Below are 26,409 nucleotides of genomic sequence, written 5' to 3'. Positions count from 1 at the left end.
AACCAATTCTTTTTGGTAACTAATAACTTTTAATTTTTCAAGCGATATAGCACCGACTCAGTATTAAAATCTTTACCGAAAACGGGTTGCAGCGGGCCTTGGGCACTTGTCAGCCAAGATAAAGCTTTTCTGGTAGCTGCGTTTGTCTCAGTCAGGGGCCCGAATCCCACAGTCCTAATTTTATTTTGCCGCAGGTTGTCAATCCATGCCGAAAGTCGATCGGCTCTAAATGGTACATATAAAACTTGTCTGTCCAAATTTCTCCCGTAAAACAGGTAGCTGCGCGAACTTAAAAAGAAGCCTATTCTTTCATCGGGTACTGTATTTTTATCAATATATTCGTAAATACCACGATACAGTTCGGTACGTGCAATATCTCGCTTTTCCCTCCAATGACCAATTACTATCAATCCTATACAGACACCAATTATTACTAGGTAAATCGATTTTTTGCGGGTAGGAAATAGATGATTTAGCCATCCTAATGCCGGATTGATTTTTAACCATATCGCAGCCAGAGTCAGTGACAAAATATAAAATATTGGATATGGTAATATATATTGCCAACTGGGGCGTAATATTTTTCCGATATTATTAATAGCTTCTATGGGGTTAGACTTAAAATTGTCAATCAACAAACTCCCCCAAACAATACTATCTCCGGTGAAAGAAGCATTTTTAATATAATCAAAAATTGTGTTGCTAATAATTCCGAACAAACCACTAAAGAAAACCACTACCAGAACAACTAGATTTGGAGTTTTCAAGAAAGTTGCTGTAGCTGCTGCGGCGATGGCGAGTACGCTTAAAAAGGGAAATCCGTATCTGAGGTTAAAACCGAGTATAGGGCTGAGTTGACCGATCGACTCTCCGGCAGTACCGGAGGTGTAAGGTGTAATTATATACAGAATTCCTGTGCTGGCGAGAAGTATAATTAAAATAATATTATTTTGATTAATTATTCTGGTTTTACCCTGGATAAAAGCCAGAGGCGCTGCCAATATCTGAAGCGCGATCGCCAGAAAGGGCAGTTGCAATCTAATGATAATTTGTAAGCCGACAGTTTGCCAGTGGGAAATATTGCTGGGATTAAATTGAGCTGCTAAAGTGCTTTGCCAAATCTTTAGAAGTGGCGAAGCGGGTGGCTGCTGTACCGGAGGTGTTGGTGCCGGTAAGGGAGACGGTAAGGGAACAGGCTCTAAGGGAACTTTAATATCGCCGACTTCGCTGACAGGATAATTGATTTGCAGCAAGTTTCTCGCATACCAAAAACCTCCTAAAAGTAAGCAACAAGCTACGCCCCACAGCAAGACTGGTTTGAGAAAGTGGCGAATTTTAAATTTAGCTGATGTAGATTTTTTATTAACCGCGAATCTTTTAATTTCTAATATTGCTAATCCTCCTAAAAGTGAGGCTGCATAGACTATGCCAGTGATTTTTATTCCGGCTAGCATTCCTACGGCTGCCAAAAATAGGGATAGTTCAGATTGCGCTCTGCTGCTATGATAGGATAAACCAAAATATAAACCCACTGTAAATATTGCAGCTAGCGGTAAGTCTGGCTGAAGGGTGTTAACTTGGTTGAGCATCATCGGTACTGTCAATACTAAAGATGCTGCTGCCATACCGTGAAGTCGGGTTGCTCCAAATTTTACGCTTAATAGATAGACGGCAATTCCCTCAAGTAGCCACGCAATTAGCATAGGAAAAGCTGCTAGAAAATCTTCTCCGAAGGGAAGCACACACAAAGCAGATAAAACGTGCCAATTGTAGGGATATACTCTAGCTTGTTCTTGCTCAAAAATCCAATTTCCAGCAGCATCTAATAATGTCAATGAATTGGTTTGATACCATCGGGCGATCGCAGGTAGGTGAAACCACAATGAGTCATAATTGGTTGTGGGTTTGCTTGCTAGAGTTTCCAACAGCACAACTGCTACAACAGCGGTGGCAACAATAATTAGGGATTCTGAGTAGCCCAAAGGTTGCTTGAGTTGGGGAATCTGCCACTGCGAGAAGGTAAAAGTTTTGTGGTTTTTGGCATAAATCAGAATTAAGCCGATCGCACAAATCAGAATTTCTGCTATAATCACCGCAGTAATATTTAGTCGATCGGCACTTCCTAAAATCAAGCCGATACAAACTTGTGCAATGCTCCATCCCGTCACGAGTACGAGGAGAAAATGGGGAAATGAATAGTTATTGTTTTCTTTCTGATTCTCGAAGACAAGAGACAAGCTTAAGGGAATCGGGCCGACTAGAATAATCAGAAATAAAATTAATTCCCACAAATGCTGCGCTATTAGCATAAGCTGCAAGTTACCATTTTTTATCAGTTTTTCCTCGTTACCCGAAAGAGCCTGGTAACGAGGAAAAGTAACGAACACGCGAGCTCGTTGCACAAAACATAAATTTTCTTGTGGGGTGGGCTTTTCGACCGTTCCACAAGAAAATTAATCTAGGCAATCCCCAATTTTTACCTGTTAGCTTGCTTCTGAGGTTTGGGTTTGACTGCTTCAGTATCTTTGGGCTTAGAAGTGTCAGCTTTTAACAGTTCCGGGAATGGCGGCTGGAGGTTGTGAACTTCGATGTCCATGCCCAGCGGCAGAGGTGGAAGCTGGGGCAGATCGTTTTCCAAATCCTTGAGTCCGCTGGCGGTTTGTATTTCCACCATTTTCGGCATTTGCGGTACTTTGGCGGTTTCCAAACTACCGATCATTTTTGCCAGAGCGAATTCTAGCTGAGAACCCGGATCGATCGCCACCCAACCCTGGTCAGTCATTTGCCGCACCTCGAAGTGGAGGTGAGGCCCTGTAGACATTCCCGTACTCCCGACGCGGCCGATCGTCTCTCCCTGTTTCACGAACTCTCCCGGTTTCACAAACAGTTCCGAAAGGTGGGCGTAGAGAGTTTCCTGAGAGTTTTTGTTGTGGTTGAGAACTACCGTCAAACCGTAGCCGCCCAACCAATCGGCGATCGCCACTTGACCGGCATAGGCTGCCAGTACAGGCGTTCCCATTGGGGCTCCCAAGTCAGTTCCGGTGTGAAACCTGCCGTAGCCCATAACTGGATGAGTCCGCCACCCAAAGGGCGAAGTAATGGCCGAAGCAATAGATAGCGGAAACAGCAAGCTGGTGTTGCCATTTCCGGGCAAGCCTGCGGGACGTGGCGTGAGATTGTAGTAAGCAAAACCGGTATTGCTGCCGCTGCTGACACTAACGGCACCGACTTGAACCGGCCCGAGTCCCATGCTGGGCGCTGGAGGGCCGCCGCCGTAAGATGCAGATCCGGCATAATACGCAGCGTCTGCTGAGTACCCAGTGTCTGCGGAGTAGCCGATGTTAGCCGAGTAGCCGGTGTCTGCGGAGTATCCAGCGTTAGCCGAGTAGCGCGGGGGTGCGTAAGCTGATTCCGGCGGGTTTGAACCCCCCCAAACCTGGCTGCCTATTTGTTGAACGGCTTGACCGAGTTTACTCACAGGATTTCCGCTACTATTTCCGGCAACAGTTCCCCGAACCTCGCCCGGAAGGCTTTCTGGCAGATTTCGAGGAGGAGGGGCTGCAATATAGCCGTCGTCTGCGATCGGAGGTTCCTGTCTGTAGTTGGGTTCTCCTGCATCTGCCGTCACCGGCTCGGAAACAGGAGGAGGCGCGCACAAACCGCCTTCTCCTTCGCACCCAGTCGATCGTTCTGCAAACTCTATTCTGGTTGGAGCTTCGTACTCGCTGGTAGCGCCAACGCTGTAGTCTGTTTGATCGATTTCAGCGTGGGCTGGGTTAACTGGCGCTTCAAAAGGCGGCTCCTGGGCCGTCGCTTCTGGCAGGGGAATCAGCGCGGGCTCCGGCAGATAATATTGGGTGGGAGGTGGTTCGCTGGCGTACTCCGGCTCCCAGGCCGGTGCGGCATCGAAAGGCTCCGATGGTGGAACTTCTGCCTGCGGTTCAGGGTAGGGTTCTGGCGACCCTTGGCTGTATTCGGGTTCCGGGGGCGGGAGAGGAGCTTCAAATAATGGCTGGAGTTCTGCTGCGCCGGGGACGGCTTGTTCTGCTGGCGGAGTTTCGGCTTGGGCCCAAACTAAACCTTTGCTGAGCAGTCCCAGACTGGCAAGGCAACCCAGTCCCACCAGCAGTGAGCGATCGGACAAAAGGCGCGATCGAGTCCGGGCGCCTGTAGGGTTCTTTTTTTGCTGTTTGGTGTTCAAAGGGGCTGTTATTTGCTTGTCTGGAACTGGTTTCACGATTTTTTTTCCCAACTCAACAGGGGGCACAAGGATCTCGAAGTCAGGATCGAATGTATGGCAATCCTTGTCTTTATATACAGGCCTAACTGATTTTACCGGGCTTGAGGCAATTTTTTTTGCACATAGAACAAGCTCAAATGCCTTACGCATTCACTTGCGATCGATATCCGGTTTTTTTGATCCTGATGGCACTTGCGTAAAAGTGTCTTAGGGCCACACTGATGATAGCGCTTTGGCGTTCGTCTATGTTAATTAGTTGCCTATATTTGTCAGATTCTGCAAAATTTCTGCGCTGTCGGTCGTCCTGAAATATTGCACCATTCTCAATAATCTTTTCAGGGCGGACTCTCCTGCCCAACCCCCTACTCCCCACAGGAAAATCTACTCTTTGTGGAACAAGCCGGAAAGCCTGGTAAGCGAGAAGGCTGCAAAATGTGAGTTGTTCTAAAACCGCCTACTCATTGCGATTTTTTCCTGAAAGCTGGCCCTGCTTTTAAAATTCGCGGACAAAATTTTTGATTGTTTAGAATACAAGCTAAATGATTCGCTTGGGTAAGGATAGGTTTCATGACTGTAGCTGGCGATCGCTTGACAAATGTTCCAAACTCTGAGTGCTTCGGACAGCCTGACGGTATCAGTTGGGACTGGCAGAGTTCTGAAGGCTTGCCCTATCTGACTTGTAGCTTGCTTTCTCGCTGGTCTCACGGCTTTTTTACTCGCGATTTCTCGCCCCAGGGGCCGATTGAGCTGACGGAAGTTCTCGAACCTGGAGCTAAGGTTTACCGACTTCAACAGGTACACGGCAATGCGGTACTCAAAACCACTGAGTTGTCACCGGTTGTGGCTCAGAAACCGGAAACCGCTGCCCCAAGCTATGCTGAGGCTGATGGCTTGGTTGCCCATCGAGAATTGGAGGCGCTGTGGGTTTGCTCGGCTGACTGTGTGCCGGTGCTAATTGCTGACGATCGCACGGGACTGGTTGCGGCAGTTCACGCGGGTTGGCGCGGGACTGCTGCTAAGATATTACCAGAGGCGATCGCTCAACTTGTGGCACAAGGCAGTCAACTAGAAAATCTGAAGATTGCTATGGGGCCGGCGATCGCTGGAGAGGTTTACCAGGTATCTGTGGAAGTAGCAGCGGAACTGGGAGCCACCATTGCTCCTAAGAGTGCCGTTAGTGCGACAGCAGACGGCATCTGCGAGTTTTTGCATCAACTGCCGGAAACGCCTGTCTTAGCCGATCCAGAACCGGGAAAAGTACGCTTGGATGTTCGCCTCTGCAATGCTCTGCAATTGCAGCAGTTGGGAATCGATCTTTCTCAAGTGGCGATCGCTCCTTTCTGTACTTATTCTGACTCGGCTCGCTTTTTTTCCTACCGCCGCGATCGACTTAAAAAAGTCCAGTGGTCGGGAATTGTGAGTTCCAGCAGGACAAGTCCCTTCTGATGGCATTTGGCAGAAGGTAAAATTTTAGACGGCCAAGATAAAAATAACAATCTTTGGATTCATTATTTTTTATTTACGAATGCCAAATGCCTTCTAGTTTCTATTTTCGTAAGGTTTGCTGGTTCCTGTTTTAAAGCACCAAAAACTAGCAGCAAAACTTTTGGGAAAGCGGCAGAGCTCCCGCCCCGCTTTCCTCTCTTGTTAAGATTGCTCTATAACGAGAGTCTTCAGCGGGTTATTACCATGAGTGAGCCAACTCCCTATCAACTTCTTGAAGTCGATGAAGATGCTTCCTTTGATGAAGTGCAAGAGGCCCGCACGCGCCTAGCTGAGCAGTACAGCGGTGACAAGAAACGTTTGGAATTGCTCGAAGCAGCTTACGATGCGATCCTTATGGATCGCCTGCGGCAGCGACAGGAAGGTAAAATTAAAGTGCCCGAGCGCATCCGCTTTCCCGAGCGGCTGACTCCCCCACCCCCAAGCTTTACTCCCTCTCCTCCTAGTGGCAGCCCAGCTTGGTTGCAGCGGCTGATCGATACTCCTAGTCGATCGGACATTTTGTGGCCGGCTGGGGTGTATGTGGGGTTAGGCGGACTGAGTATTTATCCGGCGGCTAATGATGGTTTACTACAGTTGACTTTGGCTCTTGGGGTCGGCTCTTGTCTTTATTTTATTAATCGCAAGGAACAAAAATTTGGTCGGGCTGTGCTGCTGACTGTGGCTGGCTTGGTTATAGGCTTGTTGCTGGGAGGATTTTTGGGTTCTTTGGTCAGTCCGGCATTTATAACAACAGAGAAATTTATCGCTTTGTTTACGTTTTTAATTCTGTGGCTGGTCAGCAGTTTTCTGCGATAGTCAGTTGTCAGTTGACAGTTGGCAGTAGTTAATTACTGTTATTAGTTAATTGTTATTGGTTGGTTCGTAGTTTTTAGGTGTTAGTAGTTAGTTGATTGTTACCAATTACTAATTACCAATTAACAATTACCAATAACTAATGACTGTTGACTAATGATTGATGACTGTTGACTACTGACTACTGACTACTGACTACTGACTACTGACTACTGACTACTGACTACTGACTATCTAAAATAATCTCAACTGCTTCGCTCAAATTGTTAGCAATTAAATCCGGTTGGTGCATTTCTAGTTGGGTGCGATCGCGAATTCCGCACAAAACACCAATTACCTTGACACCGTGCGTCTTGGCTGCTATAATATCTGCCTCCGTATCCCCAACCATCCAAGTGTCAGAAGCCGGAGGCAGTTCGGCAAGAGCTTTTGCCATCAGCAGGGGCTTATCTTTGACATCCCCGGTTTTAACGTAATCGTTGGGGAGGCAATAGCGGCGGTTTTCTGGGAAAAAATGCCCTAAATTGCAGCGGTTGAAGGCTTCATCTAGTTCCCTAACGCGGCGCATGGTCATCACCGCTAAGTCTACTCCAGCGCGCTGCACCTTTTCGAGAGTCTCCAGAGCGGTGGGAACTGGTCGATCGTAAATCATGTAGGGTAGGGTGTGGACTGTTTGACGGCGTTTCTGGGCAAAATCGCGGGATTGGGCTGCGTCTAATCCTGAGAGGAGGGCGATTTCGGTTTCGGGAACCCGCGCGCGCTTCATGTCCCAAAACTCTGCCTTGGGGAGTTCCCGCACTGGTTGCCCCTCACGTTGAGTCTCGGCGAGACAATACTGGTAAACTCGGTAGTAGCGATCGGACACGTCCATAATCGGGCCGTCAAAGTCGGTAATAAGTCTCAGCATTTAGCAGAGTATTTTTAAGCTTTTATACAAATCCTTCGATACTATATCATTTAAAGGTAACACTTTCTTTACAAAAATTGACACAAATACCCAGGGGAGGTAAGGTCTATAGGAATGGTGCTAATTAAAGCAAACATTTGAATTAAACTGTGCTGTTCCTCAACTTGAGCGGTTGTCAGCCATATCGGGGAATTTAAAATTAAAATGTGCCGCACAAATAGTGTAAACCGCTACATATTGTTCATAAATCTCAACCTCAATCGAGGCTGATTTTGACTTCGTTTTCTCAAAAAAAATTGGTTCAATTAATATTTGGCCCCATTTTTAAAATAAGCAAAAAACTGCTTGGAGAATCCAAAGTGTACTGTTTGCATAAATTAGCCAGCGGTAACAGGTGATGACATTTGCCAGGATAAAAATTCCTATGAGAAATCGCAGCCAAACAACAACTAACTTTACCGGCTAACCTTTGAGAGACATGCTCTACAATAACGAGATGCTTCCCACATTAACTGTAGAGAGCAGCCCCAGAAGTATTAATATTCTTCTTTATAAGCTGTTATCCTTACGCAGGATTGAGTACCTCACAGTCGATCGGGAACTTAAGATTAAAGAAATATCTTTGAAAGTGCAAGATTTTGCCTACATTCATGAGGAAGTAGGCGAAGGAAAAGACGTGCGCGATAGTTTTCCTGAACTAATCGGCATTGAAGGAATCCTTGAAGATATTATTGAAGAACGACAGCAAGATTGTCAGTTAAAATCAATTAGCCGAGTTCTCAAAGACGGATCTTATTTGTATCTAGATTTGTACATTTTTGGTTATAAGGGACAAGCCAATGCTGACAGATTGATTATTTTATGTGAAGATGTGACAGATAGCCTTGGAGGTCAGCCAACTATCTTTCAGGCTGCCAATAAAACAAGTATTAAAGGCGATAAGTTAGCTGCGGCTGGCGATTATATTGACAAAATTATTAATTCCCTAGGGGATGTTTTGTTCGTAACAGGAACATCGGGCCAAATCAAAAAAGTGAATCAAGCTGCACAGCAATTATTTGGGTATACCGAATCGGAATTAATCGGCCAATCCATATCCCTGATTACAGCAGAGGAGGAATTGTTACGCAAAGTCAGCCAGCTACCTCCTGCACTTAAAAGCCAATATTGGCCTCAAGTAAAAGTAGCTTGCCAAACGAAAATAGGTTTAAAGCTGATTGTTGCGTTTTCATGCTCTAATTTTGAGACAAGCACAGGAAGCAAGGATGGAGATAGCGAGGTTATACAAGATTTTGTTTATATCGGCAAAGACATTACCAAACAACAACGCATAAAAAAGTGTCAAGAAGCACAGTATGCTGTTACTCATATCCTGTCAGAATCAACTTCTCTAGATAGCGCAAGTCCGAAAATTTTGCAAGCTATTTGCCAAAGTTTTGGGTGGGATTTTGGCGAACTTTGGATGCCGGCAGAGGCGGAGAAAGAAACTAGATTGGGTGAGGAAATAAAATCTGAAACAGATCCGCTTTGGTGCCTGCCACTTTGTTGTCCGATCGAGGAAACTCCTTGTTGGCAGCGGGTGGCAGTTTGGCAGGCTGCGGAGGAAGTTAGGGAGTTTGCCGAAAATGATCAGCAGATTACTTTGGCTGCGGGTGAGGGTTTGCCGGGAGCGGTTTCCAGAAGCGGTTCTACGCAGTGGATTACTGATCTTGTGGGCGATCCCAGTTTCGTGCGATCGCGCTTGGCAGAGGAAGCGGGACTGCGATCGGGATTCGGTTTCCCCATTCACGCTAGGAGCCAAGTTGTAGGAGTAATGACTTTTTTTTGCCGGGAAGAACTGCCACCGGATCAAGATTTACTTCAGATCATAGCTGTGGTAAGTTCTCAATTAGGAGAATTTGTCAAGCGCAAATATGCAGAGCAAGAATTGCAAGAAGCTGAAGCTTCAATCCGATTTTTGTACGAACAAGAAAAACGCCAAAGTGAAGAATTAGCTCGACAAAATTTAGCTTTAGAGCAAGCCAAATTAGAATTACAAGCAGCTAACATGGAATTGCAGCGCCTCGCTGCGGTGGATGGATTGACTCAAATTCCCAACCGCCGCTGTTTTGACAAAAAATTGGAGTTAGAATGGCAGTTGATGGAGCGAGAAAAAGAGTCGCTGTCTTTAATTTTGTGCGATATCGATTTTTTCAAACTTTACAATGATCGTTACGGGCATCAAGGAGGCGACGAATGTTTAAAACAAGTAGCCGAGATTTTAGCTAGCAACGCTCAGCGGGCAGGAGATTTAGCCGCCCGCTACGGCGGCGAAGAATTTGCGGTAATTTTGTCGCGAACTGATGTGCAAGGAGCAAAGCGGGTAGCTGAAGCAATTCGCAGCGATTTGAAAGCAGCGGAAATTTTTCATGCTGCTTCCAAGATAAGTAAGTTTATAACTCTCAGTATGGGGATCGCTACTACTGTACCTGCTGCTGGTCTATCGGTGGAGGAGTTAATTGGACAGGCCGATCGAGCGCTGTATCGAGCTAAACTAGAAGGACGCGATCGTATAGTTGCCCTAGACTTGAAAATAGAATTTCAGGGCCAGAAAGGAGTATGTTCTGATGATTGTAAGAAAAGCTAAAATCGCTGACGCACCTGCAATCGCACGGGTGAATCTAGATACTTGGCGAACAGCTTACCGAAAAATTGTACCAGCAGATTACCTCGCGCAACTGTCCTATGAAAAAGCAGAAAGCCGTTGGCAAGAAACCCTGACAAACGTCAAAAATACTGGGGTTTTTGTCTGCGTTGCTGAGAATGAATCAGGAGAAATTGTGGGTTTTGCTGCGGGTGGTTGCGAGCGCACCGGCAAATATGTATATAAAGGAGAATTATTTGCCATCTATATTTTGGAGGAATATCAGCGTCAAGGAATTGGACGGCAACTCGTGAGAACAGTTGCCACAAAATTGGCAGAATTAAGTTTGAACTCCATGCTAGTTTGGGTACTAGGAGACAATTCAGCCTATAGGTTTTATGAATTATTAGGAGGTGAAAAAGTAGACGAACAGGAAACAACTAGAGCAGGAGTTGCACTCAAAGAAATTGCCTATGGTTGGAAAGATATCGCAGTGCTGATTAACACGCCTTTATGACCTAAAAAGTGGAAGCTTTTGTCAATCATCTATTAAACTTCCCCTCTTCATTTGTTCGCGTTCAATTGCCTCAAATAAAGCTCTAAAATTCCCCGCACCAAAACCTCCAGCTTGCACCTGTTTGCCGTTAACTAAACTAACTCGGCGCTCAATAATCTCGAAAAAGAAAGTCGGCTCTGCAAAAATTGGCTGGGTAAATATTTGCAGCAGCATTGCTGCTGGAGTATCATCTTGCCAATCTGCCAAAACTTGACAAGCTGCAATTGCTTGCCAATCTGCGGGCAAATAGTCTTGCCGCTGCTGTAATTCGGAGTAGTATGTTGGAGGAACTGGCAGAAAAGGCAAACCACACGATCGCAAATCGGCAACAACACCCACAATATTATTAGTTTGCAAAGCCATGTGCTGAATTCCCGGCCCTCGATTTGCGCTCAAAAACTCTTGAATTTGAGAATTAGCTGATGCCGGTTCATTAATCGGGAATTGCACCCCACCTTCAGCGTGCACCATAACTTGGCTCCGCAAAGCCGATTTCTCAGTCTGAATATCAAAATTTTGCTGCGGTTGAAAACCTAATATTTTTTGATACCAACTAACAGCACTTGACAAATCGCCAGATTCAACATTTAACACTACGTGGTCAATCCGGGTAAACAACGGCAGCTTATCCGCAGCCGATAGCAGTGAATGGCTGCCAATTCGCTCCACGAGCGTATGACTTAAATCGCCCCAGCCTGCGATTTTTGCCCGCTTAAAATAGCCTCCTGCGTTTAGGTCTTCTTGAATCGGTTCCAGGATTTTAGCGCCTTCAGCAGCCGCTCTAGCTACCGCTAATTCAATATTTTTTACCCGAAAACCTACATCGGCAATCCCTGGAGGATGAAACTTCAACCAACTAGCAGCGGGACTAGCGGGTGTCAGAGGCGAAGATAAAACAAAACATACATTGTCACTGCTGACAGCTTCAGTGTGAGTGTGGCTGTTGGCATAACTTGCTATTGATTGAAAGCCTAACTTGCCGACAAACCAGTCGCGGGATACTTTAGCGTTTTCAACGTAAAATTGAATGCGATCGAACTCCATAATCAATAATTGAAAATGGAAACTGAAAAATGGAAAATCTGCTGATTTTCAAGGCAAAATTGCAAGGTAGAGACTGAGTAATGGATATTTTTCATACTTTTTATTGAGCGCCCACTTAATAATAACCTAAAGAGTGAATATCTTAGCTCCCTCTGAAGGCAGAAATAAGTCAGCACTTAAAAGAAAAGACACCCGGTGTCTGGGATAACTTGGGTTTGCCACGACGCCTTCGCCAAAAGGACTTACGCAAAAAACAAATAGTTTGACGCGCGAATTATAGGGGTAAGGTGCGCCAGCCCGTGCACCTACATAATTAAGTGCTGTACAAGTTCTCAAACCTAAAAATATCATAATTTTTCTTGCCTTCAGCTTCCGCTGCGTTCTGCCTTCAAATCATTCCTCAATAGCTAAAAGAACAAATGACTTTCCGGCTGAATATTAATCTCCATAGGCACAGCTTGCGGGTCAGCCGAAAGAGCAAACATAATCGCATTGGCAGCAGTTTCGGTACTCAGCATTTTTGACCTGTCTACCTTCAAACTCACATTATCCCAAAACGGAGAATCCACCCCGCCAAAATAGAATAGCGTAAACTTAATGCCGTAGCGTCGCAGCTCATCTGCCATGCACTTGCTGAAACCAACTACCCCAAACTTTGAAGCGCAGTAAGCCGTTCCCATCGCCATCGAATGCTTGCCCAAAATTCCGATGACATTGCAAATGTGGCCGGATTTGCGCTCTTTCATCAAATTCGCCGCTGCTTGAGACGTGTAAAAACTGCCTTTTAAGTTTAAGTCAAGCATTGCATCTAAATCAGCGGGTTCTAACTTGTTCCACTGCTTGAGAATTCCGGCACCAGCGGCGTTTATGAGGGCATCAATTTGTCCGAAATGTTCCAGAGTTGTCTGCATCAAAGTCTCGACTTGTGGCAAATCGGTGATATCTGTGGGCACGCACAGTACCTCTGTTGCCGAAATTTCGCTAGCTAAAGCGTCTAATTTACTGCTGTCTCTGGCGGCGAGCACTAGCCGCGCACCCGCATCAGCAAGTTTCCGGGCCACTGCTGAACCGATGCCGCCAGTCGCACCCACCACAACCACAACTTTGTCGTGCATATCCCTTTACATTTCTTTACGTCCAGATTGTATGATAACTCAAGTTGCTAGTAATGGGGATGTTGATATAGCAATCCTTGCAGGAGTCGTAAATTTTTGACCCCACCCCAACCCTCCTCTTATCAAGGGGAGGGAGTAAGAAATTCACAAATTATTTAGGATGGCTATATATTTTAATTTTTAATTAATTGAGGGAAACTTGCCAGCCTTTTTCGGCTTTTTTTAGCTGGAGAGAAGCGCAGGATTGCAAAAATTTAGTAAATTTCCTACCCAGATTAAAATCTTTAATTATTTGGGTAATTTGTTTGCCGTATTGTCGGTGAAATTCGCTGCCTACATTGGAGAGAAATACAGAATTTTCAGGAGAGTTGTCGGTTAAGTCGCCAACTATTTTGACCAGAGCTCTTTCCAAGTCTTCCAGAGAATTAATATCGGTCAAAGTCGCAGGTGCTGGCTGGTGGTTATTCAGATTTTCTTGGTTAAGTATTGGCGGTGGGGGCGATAATCTCACTTCAAAAAGAGTGACATAAGTTTGAGAAGCTTCTGAGGGTTTGTGGAGGACAAAATCGGTGGGATATTTCAGAAAGATATCCCTGGTCTTAGTACCGAGCAAATGATGGGCAACAACTTGATTGAGGACTAAGCCGTAATTTTCTCTAAATAAAGCTGAAACAGTGGAAAGTTTTATCCACTGAGTTGAGGTGCGTTTCTGCTCTTTTTTGATTAATTCTTTGAGCTGAATAACTAATTCTTCGAGAGGTGTAATTTCCGGTATGGTTACAAGGGAATGAGTTTCAACTTGTCCGGTTTTGCTGTTTAAAACTATGATTTTATCTATTTGTTTACGGACTTGAAATACGGTTAGTCCGTGGGCTTGCAGTGTATTGCTGAGGTGAGTGAGGGCGCGATCGGACGAACAGACAAAAATCTCTTTGGCTGTGGGATAATGTACGAAAATCGATGCGCCGACTGTAGCCATTTTTAAGTCGGCGCTGTCTTTGCCGGGGGGAACGTGAATTAGTTGATAGCCGCGCTGGTGAAATTCGGCATCTTTTTTGCCCATGCTGCGCCAGTTGGCAAAGGCAACTTTGATTTGGATGGGATAGTGGCAAATTCCCTCTAGGAATTTTTCGGTTTCGATGGTGAGTTGCAAGTTTTCGACATCTAGAAGCAAGATAGCAATGCCGATAGGAAGCGAATTTGTTTGATTTGTGGTGGGAGTGGGAGGCTTTGACGAAACCGAGTTTTGTGATTTAGGTGGTGCTGTTTGAGATTGGGCTAGCTGCTGAATTTTGGCACATAATTTGCTGAATTGAGGTGAATTAACGAATTCTGGAATCAGCAGAATTTGTAGGTATTTTTTTGCAGTCAGCAGCAGGGAATCAGTATCGCTGGCTACGCTGAAACTTTTTGCCAATTTTCCAATCAAAACTGACTGAAAATCAGGTTTGGCCCAGGGGGTTTTCCTGTATTTTTCAGTTATCCATTCGGGATGCTGTTCCTGAATGGTAATTAGGGTTTGAGCTATATAGCGACTGATGACGCTGAATGCGGGAGATTCTTGAGTCGCAAGCTCGGAAGTTCGATCGGGCATGGCCCTCTACAATGCGGGATGCTGTTTCAATTTATCACACTTCTAGTTTCTCGCCGGGAGTCGGACGATCGCCCGCCAAATTAAACCGACGGCAATCAGTGCCAATCCTGTCAGCCAAATTTCCCTCTCCACCCAGAAAGCCAGAAACAGACAATTCCCCAAACCCACCCAAGCCAACCACTGCGGATAAAGCCTTTCGGCGTGGGAAAGTTGCAGCGCGGCGAGGTTGGTGATAGCGTAGTATATCAAAACACTAAAAGCGCTAAATGACCAAGTGGTTTTGACATCGCCGACGAGGATTAAAAGTGCGATCGTAACTTCGACAACCACCACAGCCACGTAGGGAGTTGTCCCCGAAGGATTCAACCGCGCCAAGACTCTCGGCATATCCAAGCGCCGCCCCATCGCCAGCCAGATGCGCGACAGCCCTAAAATTAAGTTCAGCAAAACTCCCAACATAGCGGTAATTGCGCCGACGGCTAGCAGTTGAGAAACTCCCGGCATTCGGAAACTGCGGGCGATGACTTCCAAGGGTGCAGTCGTGCCCCCTGGTTGTAAAGACAATTTATCGGCTCCCCCCGCGCCCGCGACAACTAATGCTACTCCCACGTAAAGCAGCATTGTCAGCACCAAAGTTAAAATTATGGCTTTGGGAATGGTTTCCCTCGGTTCCCGCACTTCCTCGCTCATTGTGGTGATGCGGGCGTAACCGCTATAAGCGACAAACATCAGGGCGGTAGCCTGGAAGATGGAGCCGATCGAGCTATCATTCTGTACGGTGGCCATTTCCCACCTTACCTCTGGCAAACCGACAGCAACAAACACCGCTAAGGATAGGAGTGTAACTGAGACTATGGCAGTATTTGCAATATTCGATCGCCTAATTCCCGTCAATACAATTAAAGTGAGGGCGGCGAGGGCGACTAAAGCTGTTAGGATCAGGTAAGTGCGATCGGCTACACCAACTGCATTTAAAAAATACCCCGCAAAACCTAAAGCAGCAGTAGCCGCAGAAGCCGTTTTCGCCAACAAAAACATCCAGCCGGCCGTGAAACCCAGCCAAGGATTGAGATATTTGTAGCCATATTCATAAGTACCACCGCTAACAGGATGATTTGCCGCTAATTGAGCGCTGTTAAGGCCATTGCAAACAGCAACAAAAGCTGCAATACCTACAGCCAAAATCACTCCTGGCCCAGCAACTTCCGCAGCCATGCCGATACTCACAAATACTCCGGTACCGAGGATTGATCCCAGGCCCATGAGAGTTGCGCCGAAAATACCCAACTCTCGCTTCAGAAGTGGTGAAGACATAAATATAGCAGGCAAGATGCCTGCACAAAAATATTTGTTTGTTGTGGAACAGGCATCTTGCCTGTTCTGAAGATATAACTATAGCAGGCAAGATGCCTGCTCCACAAAAATATTTGTCTGTTGTGGAACAGGCATCTTGCCTGTTCTGAAAGAGGTTCAAGATGTAAGTATTAACCGAAACGGCCTTGAATGTAATCTCTCGTACTCGAATTGCCCGCAGAAGTAAAAATCTTACTTGTCGGCCCAAATTCAACCATGCGGCCGATGCGACTTTCATCAGTATTAAAAAATGCCGTGTAATCAGAAACACGAGCAGCCTGCTGCATATTGTGCGTCACAATCACAACAGTTAACTGCTGCCGCAGAGTCTGAAATAACTCCTCAATCTTCATCGTTGAAATCGGATCTAGAGCAGAACAAGGTTCATCCATTAGCAAAATTTTCGGCTTCACAGCCAAAGCGCGAGCAATACAAAGTCGCTGCTGCTGTCCCCCCGAAATCCCTTGAGCACATTTCTTCAAATCGTCTTTGACTTCATTCCAAAGCGCCGCACTTTTGAGTGCAGATTCCACAATTTCATCTAATTCTGCTTTGCTTTTGCGACCAAAAATCCTCACACCGTAAGCAATATTATCGTAGATGCTCAGCGGAAAAGGATTCGGTCTTTGAAACACCATCCCAATTTGGCGTCGCAAACTATTAATATTTACTTTGGGGCTGTAAATATCCTGTCCAAAAAACTCTACTCTTCCTTTAATTTTAACCTTTCCCTCCAATTCACCAATCCGGTTGAGAGCTTTGAGAAAGGTAGATTTGCCGCAACCTGAAGGTCCAATAATAGCCGTAATTTGCGGATGAGGGATATTCATCGATAAATTTTCTAAGACTTTGTGAGTTCCGTAATAAAAACTTAAGTCCTGAACCCGCAGGGCTGGCATTGCATTGGGATCTATTTCCGGCGTAGCCTCGTCTAAGAAGTGATGTGTATAGTCTTCGGATTTCAAGTTAGCTTTAGGTTTCATTATTTGCCTCGTTATATTGTTAATATTGGACTTAAAGATGCACTTGAGTTATTTAATTATCGGTTTTGCAAGCGTTTCCGAGTTACTGTACGGGATGCGACGCTAGCAATCAAAACCATGCCCAAAAGCACAGAGGCAGCAGTCCACGCCAATTCGTTCTGCTCTTTGTAGGGAGAGCTGGCGTAGCTATATATTAATACTGACATAGAAGGAGTCGGAGTCAGGAGTGTTTCGGGAATTTCTTTGAGTTTTGAGATAGTTTCTGCACCTATGGGAGACTGCATTATCTCGCCCAATTTATCAACTAAAGGAGGCCAAAATTGACTCGACAACGCCGTTACAATCAACGGTGCGGTTTCGCCGGCGGCCCGGGAAGCAGCGAGTAAAATACCTGTGGTAATAGTTGGAAGTGCTGAGGGTATGATAATGCGAAACATAGTTTGAAAGCGTCCGCCTCCCAAACCAGCAGAAGCGAGGCGGTAAGAAGTAGGCACTAATTTTAATGCTTGTTCTGTTGTCAGGGCAACAACTGGAAGCATGATGATGCCGAGGGCAAAACCGCCTGCTAAGGATGAAAATGCTTTGGTGGTAACGACAATTAGGGCGTAGGAAAAGACGCCAACTACGATCGAGGGAACGCTGCTGAGAATGACGGTGATAAACCGAATACTATTGGCTATCGCTTTGTTTTCTATACCAAACTCCGACAAAAATATTCCCGTCATTACGCCTATGGGTACGCTGATCAATGTCGCAATTCCTACCATTAAAGCAGTGCCGAGAATCGCATTTGCAAAGCCGTTGGGCTGGTCTTCAACTCCGACGGGTGCTGGTAGAGACACTAGCACTTCCCAGCTCAAATGTGTCAGTCCTTCCCCCAATATTTTGTATAAAATAGCAAACAATGGGAGCAGGGCGAGAGCTGTCAGAGCGAAAGCGATAACTGTCATTCCCCAACTGAAAAAAGTTCGACTTAGCGACAGGGGGTTGTTGATTTCTGCATCCAGAATACTGTTGGAATTTTGTGCTTTAGTCATGCGATTTGAGATTTGAGATTTTAGATTGAACCAGCGGGGCAATCTGGCGGCGCGGGTTGCGATCAAATTGCTTTCGATGATGTTAAGTTTTAGCTTTTTTGGCGCCGATTAGCTGAACCAACAATACTGCGATCGCATTTACCAACAGAGTGATGACAAATAGAATTAAGGCTAAATACATCAAAGCGCCGATGTGCAGCGGTTCGAGAGCTTCCCGAAATTGACTTGCCAAAACAGCAGGAATTGAGTAGCTGGGAGCTAGCAGGGATTTGTTAATTTGAATCGAGTTGCCAATCACCATTGTGACGGCCATTGTTTCGCCTAAAGCGCGTCCCAATGCCAAGATAGTAGCCCCGATAATTCCTGAACTAGCCGCTGGTAATAACAGCTTAAATATAGTTTCCCAGCGGGTGGCACCGAGGGACATGGAAGCACTGCGTAAATCTACTGGAACTGACATCAATACATCGCGGCTGATGGCGGCTACTGTGGGCAAAATCATAATTGATAACAGTATTCCTGCAGGCAGCATCCCGGGGCCTAAAGGTTCGCTGCTGAACAGGGGAAACCAACTGAAATTATCGAATAAGGACTGCTGCAATGGCAACAAAAAGGGAATCAAAACAAAGATTCCCCACAGCCCAACTATCACGCTGGGAATAGCCGAGATTAATTCAACCATGAATCCCAAGGGCGATCGCACCCAAACGGGTAAGAAGTTCTCGCTAGTCACTATAGCTACTGACAGCCCTAAAGGAAGTGCGATGATTATGGCGATCGCAGAACTAATTACAGTACCGTAAATAAACGGCAAAGCCCCAAACTGCAATTCGCCGATATCCCACTTAGGATTCCACAAGAAGGAGAGTCCAAAATGGCTAATAGCAGGCCAAGCATCTTTAAAAATTACCGCACTCATCCAAAACAACGTGCTCGCTGTCGCTAGGGCAAAACCCCATACAAATAGTGTAAATCCTGACTCCATCCATAGACCTTCACCAGCAGTATCTGTCAAATCTACTTCTGTGTTTATTACTGTCGGTTTGCGAGTCAACTTATTCCGTTTTTTTGAAATATTTGTCATACCGAAATTAGTGCGTACACAGTGAAATATTTGTTTAAAGGACGAGGAATTATAATGGGCTGGGTGCGCCCTGCGAACCTGGTTTGTAAGGTACGCAGGGCGTACCTTACACAGTAAATTTAGCGCACATTAACCTGATAATTTATGAATTTTGAGTCATACATTTAACTCGTCAACTCATAACCCCGTGCGATCGCCGGAATTAACCTCTGGCAATCACAGTCTGATTAACTGCTTGAACCACCTTTTGAGCTGTAGCTGAAGGAATTGTAGTAAACTCTAGCTGTTTGTTGATACCTTGACCTGTAGTCATCACCCAATTAACCATCTTTTTAATAGCCTCTGCTTTCGCAGCAGGATACTGTTTGTAGATTAACAGCCAAGTCAAACCAACAATGGGATAACCGTCGTTAGGATTGCCTTCTACTAAGCGGAAGTCTGCGGGGAATGTTTCCCCTGCGAAAGCTTTCTCTGCTTCGGCCAAGCTAGGATCTACAAACCGACCAGCTTTATTTTGAATAAATGCTGTTTGGAGATTGTTTTGCCGAGCAAAAGTATCTTGAACGTAGCCGATCGCACCCGCTGTATTTTTCACCAAAGCAGCTACGCCGGGGTTCCCTTGACCCCTGACAGCGTTTTCTGGCCACTTCGGTTGCGCGGCAGCTTTGATGGTGCTACCAGTTGCCTGCAAGTGATTAGCAAAAATAAAGCTAGTACCGCTGCTATCTGCCCGTACAGCTACTCGAATCGCAGTATTTGGCAAGCCTTTAGCTTGTCCAGAAATTCCGGCTATTTTAGGATCATTCCAGCGAGTAATCTTCCCTTCAAATATGCCTTTCATGGCATCATTACTTAGCCTCAGATTCGTCACTCCGGGCAAGTTGTAAACAACTGCAACAGCGCCGCCAGCCGTGGGAACAGCTATTACACCCCGCTTTACCTCAGCGATTTGTGCAGCAGTCATCAGCGCATCACTGCCTGCGAAATCAACAGTGCCTGCAATTAATGCTTTGATACCAGCACCGCTGCCAGTTCCTTCGTAGTTTACAGTAATTTGATTTGCACTTCTCATCTGAGAGAAGTAGCGATCGTAAAGAGGTTTGGGGAAAGTTGCTCCCGAACCGTTTAGGGTAACAGCAGCTACAGCGGAACTAATCAAACTTAGCGAAAATGCTGCTGCTGCTAGTGTCACTATAAAACTACGTCGCCAACGTCCTGTGAAAAAATTCATATTCCTCCTCTCCCTTAATAGCCGACTTTGCAAATCTCCTCCATAGGATAGACTGAAACCCCCAAGGAAAGAGCTTTAATAGAATAAGCTTGTTTTAAATTTTGGTTAATAGTAGATTAACTAACAATAGAATAAGCTTTGTTTAAATTATGGTTAAGAGTATTGCAAAGAAAAATTAGCTAAAGTCAATTTTTGATGAATCAGAGAAATACCAAGTCATACAGTAACGATAACAATAGAAATTTATTGAGCGATCGCCCGATCGCCCCCACCCCGCACTCCATCCCCCGATAGCCGCATAATAGTAGGGGCACTTAATATTTCTTTAACAACAATGGCTAGAGACTTGCGGGGATTCCTAAAACTACTCGAAGAACGGGGACAACTGTGCCGGATTAGCGCCTTAGTCGATTCCGACCTCGAAATTGCCGAAATTTCCAACCAAATGCTGCAAAAAGGCGGCCCTGGATTGCTGTTTGAAAACGTCAAAGGGGCCGAATTCCCCGTCGCCATTAACCTGTTGGGCACGGAAGAGCGCGTTTGCTGGGCGATGAACATGGAAAAGCCTCACGAACTAGAAGAGCTCGGCAAAAAACTGGGGATGCTGCAACAGCCAAAACCGCCGAAAAAGATTTCCCAAGCGATAGAATTCGGCAAAGTGTTGTTTGACGTAGTGAAAGCCAAACCGGGCCGCGACTTTTTCCCAGCTTGTCAGCAAGTGGTACTTGAGGGAGAAGGGCTGGATTTGAACAAAATCCCGATGATTCGCCCTTATCCCGGAGATGCGGGCAAAATTATCACCCTGGGTTTGGTAATTACCAAAGATTGCGAAACGGGTACGCCGAATGTGGGGGTTTATCGGTTGCAGTTGCAGTCAAAAAACACGATGACTGTACACTGGTTATCGGTGCGGGGCGGGGCGCGGCACTTGCGGAAAGCGGCGCAGGCTGGTAAAAAGTTGGAAGTTGCGATCGCCCTTGGAGTCGATCCCCTGATTATTCTCGCTGCAGCAACGCCAATTCCTGTAGATTTATCGGAATGGTTATTTGCCGGACTTTACGGCGGTTCCGGCGTGCAATTGGCGAAGTGCAAAACCGTAGATTTGGAAGTACCGGCGGACTCGGAAATCGTGTTAGAAGGAACGATTACGCCGGGGGAAGTTCTGCCCGACGGGCCCTTCGGGGATCACATGGGTTATTACGGCGGTGTGGAAGATTCGCCGTTGGTGCGGTTCCACTGCATGACGCACCGCAAAGACCCGATTTATCTGACGACATTTAGCGGGCGGCCACCGAAAGAAGAAGCAATGATGGCGATCGCGCTTAACCGTATTTATACCCCTATTTTGCGGCAGCAAGTATCGGAAATTGTCGATTTCTTCTTACCGATGGAAGCGCTGAGTTATAAAGCCGCAATTATCTCGATTGATAAAGCATATCCCGGTCAAGCGCGCAGGGCTGCTTTAGCATTTTGGAGTGCATTACCGCAGTTTACTTACACTAAGTTTGTGATTGTTGTCGATAAAAGTATCAACATTCGCGACCCGCGTCAAGTAGTTTGGGCAATTAGTTCTAAAGTCGATCCGGTTCGGGATGTATTTATTCTGCCGAATACGCCCTTTGATACGTTAGATTTTGCCAGTGAAAAGATTGGTTTGGGAGGCAGAATGGGGATTGATGCTACTACGAAGATGCCGCCGGAAACCGATCACGAATGGGGGGAAGTTTTGGAGTCCGATCCGGATGTGGCGGCGATGGTCGAAAGGCGTTGGGCTGAGTATGGTTTGGCAGATTTGAATTTGGGAGAAGTCGATCCGAATTTGTTTGGATATGAGATGAGGTAGGGAAGCGAAACAATGTTGTCTCCTGGCTTTTTTGAGTAAAATACAATTTCTCAATTGCTGACAATACAGTAGGGACACAACAATGTTGTGTCCTGGTTTTTTTGAGTAAAATACTAGAAACACAACATTATTATGTCCTTAGACCATCAACTCTCTTTGAGTCTTCACGAGCATTATTTTTTCTTTACTGTTCCAAAATCTCAACTAAATCTTCGATCACAATATCAAACACGCGAGCCATTTTGTTCAAATCCGTATAATCTACAGTTGCCAGCTTGGGAGAATGGGCATAGCTTCTAACCGTACTGTCAGGAATGCCCGATCGCTCAGAAACTTCTTTTAATGTCCAACCCTTCTCTTCGGCTAGTTCTCGAACCCGCAATCGAATTAGACCCATCTTCCCGCTGACAAATCAGTTTACCGTTCCAAAACCTCAACCAAATCTTCGATCATCAAATCGAAGACAGCAGCAAGTTTTTGCAAAGCCGTATAGTCTACCGTTGCCATTTTGGGAGCTTGGGCGTATTTTTTAACCGTGCTGTAGGGAATTCCCGTTCTGTCAGAGACTTCTTTCAGCGTCCAACCCTTCTCCTCAGCTAGTTCTCGAACCCGCAAACGAATTAGCCCCATCTTGCCGCTGATAAATCAGTTTACTGTTCCAGAATTTCCACTAAATCCTCGATCGCAATCTCAAAAGCACGAGCCATCTTGTCCAAAGCCGTGTAGTCAACAGTTGCCATACCTGGAGAACTGGCATAGGTGGCGATCGTAGTGTATGGAATACCCGTTCTGTTGGAGACTTCCCTGAGAGTCCAACCCTTCTCTTGAGCGAGTTCTCGAACTCGCAGTCTAATTCGTCCCATTCCGCCCTTGACAATTACGACTACTCGTAATTCAATGATTATTTATACAGTTAACAGCGATCGCCCCGTGACCTGAGAAATCTAGAGCGATCGCCTTTCTTCAACCACCCACAAAAGTGGGAAGGATTTTCCTATGATACCAAAACAATCGACTTATCGCGATCGACTTCAACCTTGGCATCTAATTCGCCACCTCCCCAACTGTCAGCGGTTAACAGTCGCCCGTTTCGCCCGCCGCCCCGATGCCGAATCTTACCTAAATGCACTGCGCCACTTAATGCCCGCAGTCCCGCATACAATTGTGTTCGTAAATGCGGTGTCTGTGTTGGATGAAAACAGCGTGTCAATTCCGATGCAATTGTCGATCGAAGTTTAAGCGTTGAACAGTGCGAACAACAGATAAGATGCCGGTTCCACAAACATTAAAATATGTTGTGGGGTGGGCATATTGCCCGCCCAAGAAACAGGCAAGATGCCTGTTCCACAAATATTCAACTAAACTAGAAATAGATTTGAGTCAAGGAGTCACATCAATGCCATCTCCCTTTCCCGGTATGGACCCGTATTTAGAGCATCCTGAACTCTGGCCTGCCCTACATCACTTGTTAATTAGTGAAATTTTTAGATTTTTGTCTCCCCAACTGCGTCCTAAGTATTTAGTCTCGTTGGAAGTGAGAATCTATGAAACCGCTGACGACAATTTATCAATTGGCATTCCTGATGTAAACGTAATTCAGCCCAGAACTACAACCGAATTAATCACATCAAACGTAGCCGTTGCAGCGCCACCCACACAACCCTTGACAGTAAATATTCCCATGCCCTACCAGGTTCGGGAAGGCTATTTAGAAATTAGAGAAAGAGGAAACCAAGAATTAATCACCCTGATTGAAATCCTCTCGCCTAGCAATAAGCGCCCAGGAAAAGGACGACAAATGTACGAAGAAAAGCGAGAAGAAATTTTATCCAGTCGCACTCATTTAATTGAAATAGATTTATTGCGGCGCGGTCAAAAAATGCCAGTTATTGGCAATGACATTGAAAGCCACTATAGCGTTCTCGTGTGTCGGGGAAATCGCCGTCCCAGAGCAGATTTGTACGCTTTTAACGTGCAGAACCCGCTGCCTGCCTTTCCTCTGCCGCTGCGATCGGGTGATACTGAACCTGTCATCAATTTGCAGGAATTATTCACTCAAATTTACGACATAGCAAGTTACGACCTGAAGATAGATTATCGCAACTGGGAAGTCATACCACCGCTGTCAGAAGCCGATACACTTTGGGCAGATGCTTGGTTGCGCGATCGAGGATTGCGAGATTAATTTGGTATCAAGCTGGCACGCTGCTACCTGATCTTGAAGCTCTTCACCTTCCAATGCTTCATGGCTACTCACTTACACGGTCAATCCTCATCAGATTGTGAGAATAAAACCCGTAAATCCCGATAACCGCTGACGACTCGCAAAACTTCAATACCTTCCTCAATAGCACGATAGAAAATTAGGTAATCATCGATCGGGAAACTTCGCACCTTGGGAGCCAGCTCATCCCGCTTCCGTCCCATACTGGGAAAGCTTGCCAACCTCTTGCACCGATCGTTAATTCTATTGAGCAACCGTTCCGCAGCATCAAAGCTGCTGTTATCAGCCACATAGTCAATGATCGCTTCGATATCTCGACTGGCGGGAACTGTAAACCTGCAAACATGGCTCATTGACCTACCTGAGCTTGCTGCTGCCGTAGTTTGTCCCGCAACCTTTGAAACATCACGTCAGCATCAATGACATCTCCTCGATCCGCCGCATCAATTCCGATCTGAACTTCTTGCTGGAGTTCCTTAAACCGCCCTTTATAGATATGCTCCCACTCATCCGAATCCAAAAACTCGATGAACGCTAATACCTCTTGTTGCTTTTCAGGTGGCAGCACCCGCACCTTATCGATGATGGCTTCTTCAACGGTCATTTTTTTGCTCCTAGCGACTCTTTGACTTCTACAGCTATTTTACGTCCGCCACTTAACAGCTAAACATCTTGGCTTTGCATCAACCGCTGCTTCAAACGTGCCGGATCTCCCCGATCGACAACTTGGCCCTTTTCCAACAAAAAAGCCCCATCACAATAATTCAACTCATCCAAACGGTGAGTCACCCACAAAGCCGTAATCCCGCGATTTTTCACCAACCGCTGCACCGCCGCCACCAAATCCAACTGAGAATCCGGATCTAACAAAGCCGTCGGTTCATCCAACAGCAGAATTTCGCAGTGACGGGCGATCGCCCCAGCAAGAGCAATTCGCTGCTTCTGGCCCCCACTCAAAGCATAAATCGGCCGCCGCTGCAAATCCAGCAAATTCACAGCCTCCAAAGCCTCCGCCACCCTCTCCCGCACCTGAACGTTAGAAAGCTTTTCCTCCACCAAACCAAAAGCCACATCCGCACCCACCGTCGGCATAACCAATTGGTGATCGGGGTTTTGGAACACAAACCCCACCCGCCCACTCAGGTCAATTTCCCCCGACTGGGGGTGCAGCAGCCCAGCCATCAGCCTCAACAGCGTAGACTTGCCGCTGCCGTTAGTGCCCAAAAGCATCCAAAACTCGCCCTTGGGTACATCCAGAGAGCAACCTTGCAACACTCGATCGCCCGACGGCCAGCAAAAACCCAAATCCCGCACAGCAACGGCTGATTGGCTCATATCGGCACCAACACCCCCAGCCCTCATTCTGCTGTCATCGAGACAAAGCCAGGGGATCTGCCTGTAGATGACGCCCCCGATTTCTGAGAAACCACCACCCCAGAAATCTCGCTGCTGAGTACAGCCACCTTTTTCTCAGGGTTTTTCTCGCAGGTGAGTTCCAAAATTTGCGGTTGGGAGTTGCGAATCGCCGCCAGTACCTGCTGGTAAACAGTCTCAGCGTCTTCCTCCAACTTCCGCTGCACCGACAGCGAGACGGGCGTATTTTTCACAATGATGTCAATGCTGAACATATAGTCTTAAAAACCTAAGTTTGGAGCTCTATCCTCAGTATATATATAGGACTTACCCACGGAAACCCAGTTTCTTAGAAAAATCAGAGGTTGAGGGCGATACATCTACCAAGCCACCGGGCTTCTGACGCAAAGCGCAGAGGCTCCTATATAGTAGAATTTCCCAAATGCAGGGCAAAGACTTTGGAGACTTCGAGGGATTCGGGGACTTCGCACAAGTCAATCGATTTTAGATTTTAGATTTTAGATTTTAGATTTGAACCATTGACCCCACGGATAAATTCGGGGGCTCCTTTATCCGATACAGGTTTTTTCTTTCTGGGTCCTGAGTCTGCTTTCGGAATGAATCCGGGGGCTTGTATCCTGGATGCTTTCGGTCACAAGTCAAGACCCAAAAGTTTTTTAAGAAAAACTTGCTCTTGTAAAGAATTACCTCTATAATCGTCAATACGGTAAAGAAAAGTAAAGTCTGTTCATAATCCAACTTGTTTTCTGCTAAGCAGAGGCAACGGTGGAAGACTCATGACTAGAGACAGATCCGTTGTAATTATATCCATTTGGAGATTTGCGTAAATGACAATCGCAGTCGGACGCGCCCAGACCGAAAGAGGCATATTTGATGTCCTCGACGACTGGCTCAAACGCGATC

25 protein-coding genes are annotated in these 26,409 nt (G+C 46.1%); 7 read left to right on the top strand and 18 right to left on the bottom strand.

Going from position 1 to position 26,409, the window contains the following annotated elements:
- Positions 1 to 29: 29 nt before the first annotated feature.
- Both Q5691_RS17365 and Q5691_RS17360 read right to left on the bottom strand, forming a co-directional pair.
- Positions 30 to 2,402 (bottom strand): hypothetical protein, encoded by a 2,373-nt coding sequence (locus Q5691_RS17365; protein ID WP_333345872.1) that lies wholly within the window; start codon positions 2,400 to 2,402, stop codon positions 30 to 32.
- Positions 2,403 to 2,476: 74 nt separating this feature from the next.
- Positions 2,477 to 4,237: a peptidoglycan DD-metalloendopeptidase family protein gene (locus tag Q5691_RS17360; protein WP_333311498.1), complete on the bottom strand. Its 1,761-nt coding sequence runs from the start codon at positions 4,235 to 4,237 to the stop codon at positions 2,477 to 2,479.
- Between the two features lie 570 nt (positions 4,238 to 4,807).
- On the opposite strand from Q5691_RS17360, the gene pgeF reads away from it, so the two are divergent.
- Together pgeF and Q5691_RS17350 are read left to right on the top strand one after the other, a co-directional pair.
- Positions 4,808 to 5,686: a peptidoglycan editing factor PgeF gene (gene pgeF, locus Q5691_RS17355; RefSeq protein WP_333345869.1), complete on the top strand. Its 879-nt coding sequence runs from the start codon at positions 4,808 to 4,810 to the stop codon at positions 5,684 to 5,686.
- A 243-nt stretch (positions 5,687 to 5,929) separates the two neighbouring features.
- Complete coding sequence (locus Q5691_RS17350) at positions 5,930 to 6,541, top strand: CPP1-like family protein (RefSeq protein WP_333085136.1); 612 nt, start codon at positions 5,930 to 5,932, stop codon at positions 6,539 to 6,541.
- A gap of 220 nt (positions 6,542 to 6,761) precedes the next feature.
- On the opposite strand, the gene Q5691_RS17345 is transcribed toward Q5691_RS17350, so the two are convergent.
- Complete coding sequence (locus Q5691_RS17345; RefSeq protein ID WP_333345867.1) at positions 6,762 to 7,445, bottom strand: HAD family hydrolase; 684 nt, start codon at positions 7,443 to 7,445, stop codon at positions 6,762 to 6,764.
- Between the two features lie 478 nt (positions 7,446 to 7,923).
- On the opposite strand from Q5691_RS17345, the gene Q5691_RS17340 reads away from it, so the two are divergent.
- Both Q5691_RS17340 and Q5691_RS17335 read left to right on the top strand, forming a co-directional pair.
- Positions 7,924 to 10,071 carry a diguanylate cyclase domain-containing protein gene (locus Q5691_RS17340; RefSeq protein WP_333311495.1) on the top strand — a complete coding sequence of 716 codons (2,148 nt, stop codon included), beginning with the start codon at positions 7,924 to 7,926 and terminating at the stop codon, positions 10,069 to 10,071.
- A complete protein-coding gene (locus tag Q5691_RS17335; protein WP_333213309.1) occupies positions 10,052 to 10,585 on the top strand; it encodes a GNAT family N-acetyltransferase in 534 nt (177 codons plus the stop codon). The genes Q5691_RS17340 and Q5691_RS17335 overlap by 20 nt, the downstream gene beginning before the upstream one ends.
- A gap of 21 nt (positions 10,586 to 10,606) precedes the next feature.
- Here the strand turns inward: Q5691_RS17335 and hppD are convergent, their stop codons facing one another.
- The 8 genes from hppD to pstS form a co-directional block, all read right to left on the bottom strand.
- Entirely contained in the window at positions 10,607 to 11,668 is a 1,062-nt protein-coding gene (gene hppD / locus Q5691_RS17330; RefSeq protein ID WP_333345865.1) for a 4-hydroxyphenylpyruvate dioxygenase, read from the bottom strand.
- A 407-nt stretch (positions 11,669 to 12,075) separates the two neighbouring features.
- Positions 12,076 to 12,783: an SDR family oxidoreductase gene (locus Q5691_RS17325; protein ID WP_333213311.1), complete on the bottom strand. Its 708-nt coding sequence runs from the start codon at positions 12,781 to 12,783 to the stop codon at positions 12,076 to 12,078.
- Positions 12,784 to 12,967: 184 nt separating this feature from the next.
- Entirely contained in the window at positions 12,968 to 14,377 is a 1,410-nt protein-coding gene (locus Q5691_RS17320) for an NYN domain-containing protein (RefSeq protein WP_333213312.1), read from the bottom strand.
- A gap of 42 nt (positions 14,378 to 14,419) precedes the next feature.
- Entirely contained in the window at positions 14,420 to 15,691 is a 1,272-nt protein-coding gene (locus tag Q5691_RS17315; protein WP_333345862.1) for an APC family permease, read from the bottom strand.
- A 170-nt stretch (positions 15,692 to 15,861) separates the two neighbouring features.
- Positions 15,862 to 16,713 carry a phosphate ABC transporter ATP-binding protein PstB gene (gene pstB / locus Q5691_RS17310; protein ID WP_333213314.1) on the bottom strand — a complete coding sequence of 284 codons (852 nt, stop codon included), beginning with the start codon at positions 16,711 to 16,713 and terminating at the stop codon, positions 15,862 to 15,864.
- 56 nt (positions 16,714 to 16,769) lie between these two features.
- Positions 16,770 to 17,750: a phosphate ABC transporter permease PstA gene (pstA, locus tag Q5691_RS17305; protein ID WP_333213315.1), complete on the bottom strand. Its 981-nt coding sequence runs from the start codon at positions 17,748 to 17,750 to the stop codon at positions 16,770 to 16,772.
- A gap of 82 nt (positions 17,751 to 17,832) precedes the next feature.
- Positions 17,833 to 18,834, bottom strand: coding sequence for a phosphate ABC transporter permease subunit PstC (gene pstC / locus Q5691_RS17300; RefSeq protein ID WP_333345858.1), 1,002 nt, complete (start codon positions 18,832 to 18,834; stop codon positions 17,833 to 17,835).
- Positions 18,835 to 19,036: 202 nt separating this feature from the next.
- Positions 19,037 to 20,065 (bottom strand): phosphate ABC transporter substrate-binding protein PstS, encoded by a 1,029-nt coding sequence (gene pstS, locus Q5691_RS17295; RefSeq protein WP_333213317.1) that lies wholly within the window; start codon positions 20,063 to 20,065, stop codon positions 19,037 to 19,039.
- A 334-nt stretch (positions 20,066 to 20,399) separates the two neighbouring features.
- On the opposite strand from pstS, the gene Q5691_RS17290 reads away from it, so the two are divergent.
- Positions 20,400 to 21,908: a UbiD family decarboxylase gene (locus Q5691_RS17290; protein ID WP_333345855.1), complete on the top strand. Its 1,509-nt coding sequence runs from the start codon at positions 20,400 to 20,402 to the stop codon at positions 21,906 to 21,908.
- 184 nt (positions 21,909 to 22,092) lie between these two features.
- Here Q5691_RS17290 and Q5691_RS17285 read toward each other — a convergent pair whose 3' ends face one another.
- From Q5691_RS17285 to Q5691_RS17275, 3 genes are read right to left on the bottom strand one after another with little or no spacing between them, the layout of a single operon-like run.
- Positions 22,093 to 22,305, bottom strand: a complete 213-nt coding sequence (locus Q5691_RS17285) for a helix-turn-helix transcriptional regulator (protein ID WP_333213319.1) — start codon at positions 22,303 to 22,305, stop codon at positions 22,093 to 22,095.
- A 20-nt stretch (positions 22,306 to 22,325) separates the two neighbouring features.
- On the bottom strand, positions 22,326 to 22,538 hold the full coding sequence (locus tag Q5691_RS17280; protein ID WP_333213320.1) for a helix-turn-helix transcriptional regulator: 213 nt from the start codon (positions 22,536 to 22,538) through the stop codon (positions 22,326 to 22,328).
- A gap of 20 nt (positions 22,539 to 22,558) precedes the next feature.
- Positions 22,559 to 22,771, bottom strand: a complete 213-nt coding sequence (locus Q5691_RS17275) for a helix-turn-helix transcriptional regulator (protein ID WP_333174585.1) — start codon at positions 22,769 to 22,771, stop codon at positions 22,559 to 22,561.
- 133 nt (positions 22,772 to 22,904) lie between these two features.
- On the opposite strand from Q5691_RS17275, the gene Q5691_RS17270 reads away from it, so the two are divergent.
- Both Q5691_RS17270 and Q5691_RS17265 read left to right on the top strand, forming a co-directional pair.
- Entirely contained in the window at positions 22,905 to 23,147 is a 243-nt protein-coding gene (locus Q5691_RS17270; protein WP_333213321.1) for a hypothetical protein, read from the top strand.
- Positions 23,148 to 23,304: 157 nt separating this feature from the next.
- Positions 23,305 to 24,093, top strand: coding sequence for a DUF4058 family protein (locus Q5691_RS17265; protein WP_333311504.1), 789 nt, complete (start codon positions 23,305 to 23,307; stop codon positions 24,091 to 24,093).
- A gap of 80 nt (positions 24,094 to 24,173) precedes the next feature.
- Here the strand turns inward: Q5691_RS17265 and Q5691_RS17260 are convergent, their stop codons facing one another.
- From Q5691_RS17260 to Q5691_RS17245, 4 genes are read right to left on the bottom strand one after another with little or no spacing between them, the layout of a single operon-like run.
- Positions 24,174 to 24,485, bottom strand: a complete 312-nt coding sequence (locus Q5691_RS17260; protein WP_333311490.1) for a type II toxin-antitoxin system RelE/ParE family toxin — start codon at positions 24,483 to 24,485, stop codon at positions 24,174 to 24,176.
- Positions 24,482 to 24,736, bottom strand: a complete 255-nt coding sequence (locus Q5691_RS17255; RefSeq protein ID WP_333125018.1) for a hypothetical protein — start codon at positions 24,734 to 24,736, stop codon at positions 24,482 to 24,484. The genes Q5691_RS17260 and Q5691_RS17255 overlap by 4 nt, the downstream gene beginning before the upstream one ends.
- A gap of 59 nt (positions 24,737 to 24,795) precedes the next feature.
- Complete coding sequence (locus Q5691_RS17250; protein WP_333171476.1) at positions 24,796 to 25,467, bottom strand: ABC transporter ATP-binding protein; 672 nt, start codon at positions 25,465 to 25,467, stop codon at positions 24,796 to 24,798.
- 23 nt (positions 25,468 to 25,490) lie between these two features.
- The gene (locus Q5691_RS17245) at positions 25,491 to 25,760 is read right to left on the bottom strand and encodes a hypothetical protein (protein WP_190663726.1); all 270 of its coding nucleotides are present in this window, start codon (positions 25,758 to 25,760) and stop codon (positions 25,491 to 25,493) included.
- Positions 25,761 to 26,409 lie beyond the last annotated feature (649 nt).

The organism is Microcoleus sp. w1-18aA5 (assembly GCF_036701705.1).
Lineage (GTDB): Bacteria > Cyanobacteriota > Cyanobacteriia > Cyanobacteriales > Microcoleaceae > Microcoleus.
The sequence above is the reverse complement of the archived record's forward strand: the minus strand, read 5'-3'. Positions and strand labels throughout refer to the sequence as shown.